At 43.5% G+C, this 2,493-nt stretch carries 2 protein-coding genes; one reads left to right on the forward strand and one right to left on the reverse strand.

Annotated elements, in window-relative coordinates; genetic code table 11:
* Positions 1 to 93: 93 nt before the first annotated feature.
* Positions 94 to 369 carry a hypothetical protein gene (locus HU824_RS19260; RefSeq protein ID WP_176469729.1) on the reverse strand — a complete coding sequence of 92 codons (276 nt, stop codon included), beginning with the start codon at positions 367 to 369 and terminating at the stop codon, positions 94 to 96.
* 206 nt (positions 370 to 575) lie between these two features.
* Here HU824_RS19260 and HU824_RS19265 point away from each other — a divergent pair, with 206 nt between their 5' ends.
* On the forward strand, positions 576 to 2,378 hold the full coding sequence (locus tag HU824_RS19265; protein WP_176469730.1) for a reverse transcriptase/maturase family protein: 1,803 nt from the start codon (positions 576 to 578) through the stop codon (positions 2,376 to 2,378).
* Positions 2,379 to 2,493 lie beyond the last annotated feature (115 nt).

Here is a 2,493-nt window from a genome sequence, read left to right on the forward strand (position 1 = left end):
CCGCTAGTGCGCCCATAAGGCTGCATAATAAATATCTCTTTAGCAAGAGATTAGGTTCGTGTTCTTCGAGATAATAACCTACTACCAACCGACTTATCCGGCGGGGAAACCCAATGGGGAGTGTAGCATGTCGGTAAAGGCATAAGTCCACAAATTGCCATGTGGCGACTGAATGACAAGGTAGAAAGACAAACATAAGGATGAAGCCTGAATTGGCAGAACGATAGTCCAGTGGCTGTTAAATGAGCCGTGACGGAAGGCAATTACAAACGTCACGCTGTGGTACTCTTCCGGTGTAGCGGACGGATTGAGCAAAAGAACAAACCGCAGCACAACCGCAATATGCGGAGAAAAGGTCGAACGTCGCATCCGACAGTTTGTCGCGCTAATAGTTATTATGCAAGCTAAATGGGGATTGCCTAAGTTGGGACGCCGTAAGGCTATGAGGTTTAGCCTCTGAAAACCCAATATGGCAACGGAGCTTCCGTAGTAGTCCGAGCAGGGGAAAGCCCTGTACATGGCGAAGGGAAGCAGTTGGTAACTTTAATACAAACAAAGAAAGACGTGTGAGACGTATGAGAAATTCAGAGAATGTATTAAACATTTTAAGTGAACACAGCAATGTTTCGGGCTACAAGTTCGAAAGGCTGTACCGCATTCTGTTCAATGAACAAATATTCTATGCCGCCTATCAGCGCATTTACGCTAAACAAGGCAATATGACATCTGGCATGGATGGTAAAACAATCGACCAGATGAGTGTTCTGAGAATAGATAACCTTATTGTAAGTCTCAGAGATGAGTCCTACAAGCCGCATCCAGCAAGGAGGGTGTATATTCCCAAGAAGAACGGTAATAAACGACCGCTTGGAATACCCTCTTTCGAGGATAAACTAGTGCAAGAAGTAGTTCGAATGATTCTGGGAGCCATCTATGAAGGATATTTCGAATATTCATCACATGGTTTCAGACCAAACAAGAGCTGCCATACTGCACTGACCCACATACAAAAGACGTTCAGCGGAACAAAGTGGTTTATCGAGGGAGACATCAAAGGATTCTTCGATAATATCAACCACGAAGTTCTGATAAACGCTCTGAGAGAACGGATAGCCGATGAAAGGTTTATACGTCTTATCAGAAAATTTCTGAATGCCGGGTATGTCGAAGACTGGAAATTCCATAAGACGTACAGCGGAACACCGCAGGGAGGTCTAATTAGCCCGATTTTGGCTAACATCTACCTTGACAAGTTCGATAAGTACATGAAGGAATACGCTAAATCTTTCGACAAAGGCAGAGAAAGGCAAAGCAGTACAGAATACAAACGACTTGAAAACAAAAGAAGCAGGCTGGTAATTAAGGCTAAATCCGTCGAAGATGAATCGGTCAGAGCAAATCTGATTGATGAGATACGGAAAGTCGAGAGCGAAATTGTTAATACGCCTTATGGTTTAAATATGGATGAGACGTTCAAAAGACTAAAGTATGTGAGGTATGCTGACGATTTCCTAATTGGGGTTATCGGCAGCAAAGCAGAATGTGTCGAGATTAAAGCGAACATTGCTCGGTTTATGAGTGAGGAGCTCAATTTAGAGCTATCTGACGAGAAAACGCTTATAACTCATGCACAACATGCTGCTAAATTTCTCGGATACGAAGTCTCTATACGCAAATCCCAAGCCCTAAGGCATAACAGAAATGGAGTTTTAAGAAGACCGTTCAATGGTCGAATCGTCCTACGAGTGGCAAACGAGGTGGTTAAAAAGAAGTTGCTGGACTATGATGCAATATCCGTTGGGCAAGTCAACGGCAAAGAAGTCTGGAAACCGAAATCTCGTTCCTACATGATAGGTATGAAACCAGAGGACATTATGGCGCAGTACAATGCGGAAATAAGGGGATTCTATAACTACTATTCTATCGCTAACAACATTTCATATCTCGGCAACTCATTCGGGTTTAATATGGAATACAGTATGTTCAAAACTATTGCCCAAAAGCAAAACAGCACACTTGCACAGACAATTAAGAAACTCCGCAAGGGTAAAAACTTTATTGTCAGCTACGTGGACGGCAAAGGGCAAAAGAGGACCAGAGTATTCTATAATGAAGGTTTTAAAAGAAAAACAGCCAAAGGCCACACCCAATACGACAACCTTCCGAACACAAACATCAGCCCTTATCCAAGTCTTATTGAGAGATTAAAGACTGAAGTGTGTGAGTTATGTGGAGCAGAGGGTAAAACGGTAATGCATCATGTGCGTACTCTCAAAGACCTCAAGGGGAATAACGAGTGGGAACAACAGATGTTTAAAAGACACCGTAAAACTTTGGCTGTTTGTGAAACCTGTAATGCTAAAATTCATGTTCGTTAAAATGAGGAAAACCAACGGAGAGCCGTATACAGGGAGACTTGTACGTACGGTTCGGGGGCAGGCTCTCGGAAACCTACCGTCGCAAGACGACAAGGCGCCGAGTGCCGAGCCTACC

The organism is Bacteroides sp. L10-4 (assembly GCF_013373675.1).
Taxonomy (GTDB): Bacteria; Bacteroidota; Bacteroidia; order Bacteroidales; family Bacteroidaceae; genus Bacteroides; species Bacteroides muris.

Bases quoted from the DNA above. Each gene is read 5' to 3' on its own strand.
- HU824_RS19260 (WP_176469729.1), bottom strand. From the start codon at position 369: ATGCGACGTTCGACCTTTTCTCCGCATATTGCGGTTGTGCTGCGGTTT.
- HU824_RS19265 (WP_176469730.1), top strand. From the start codon at position 576: ATGAGAAATTCAGAGAATGTATTAAACATTTTAAGTGAACACAGCAAT.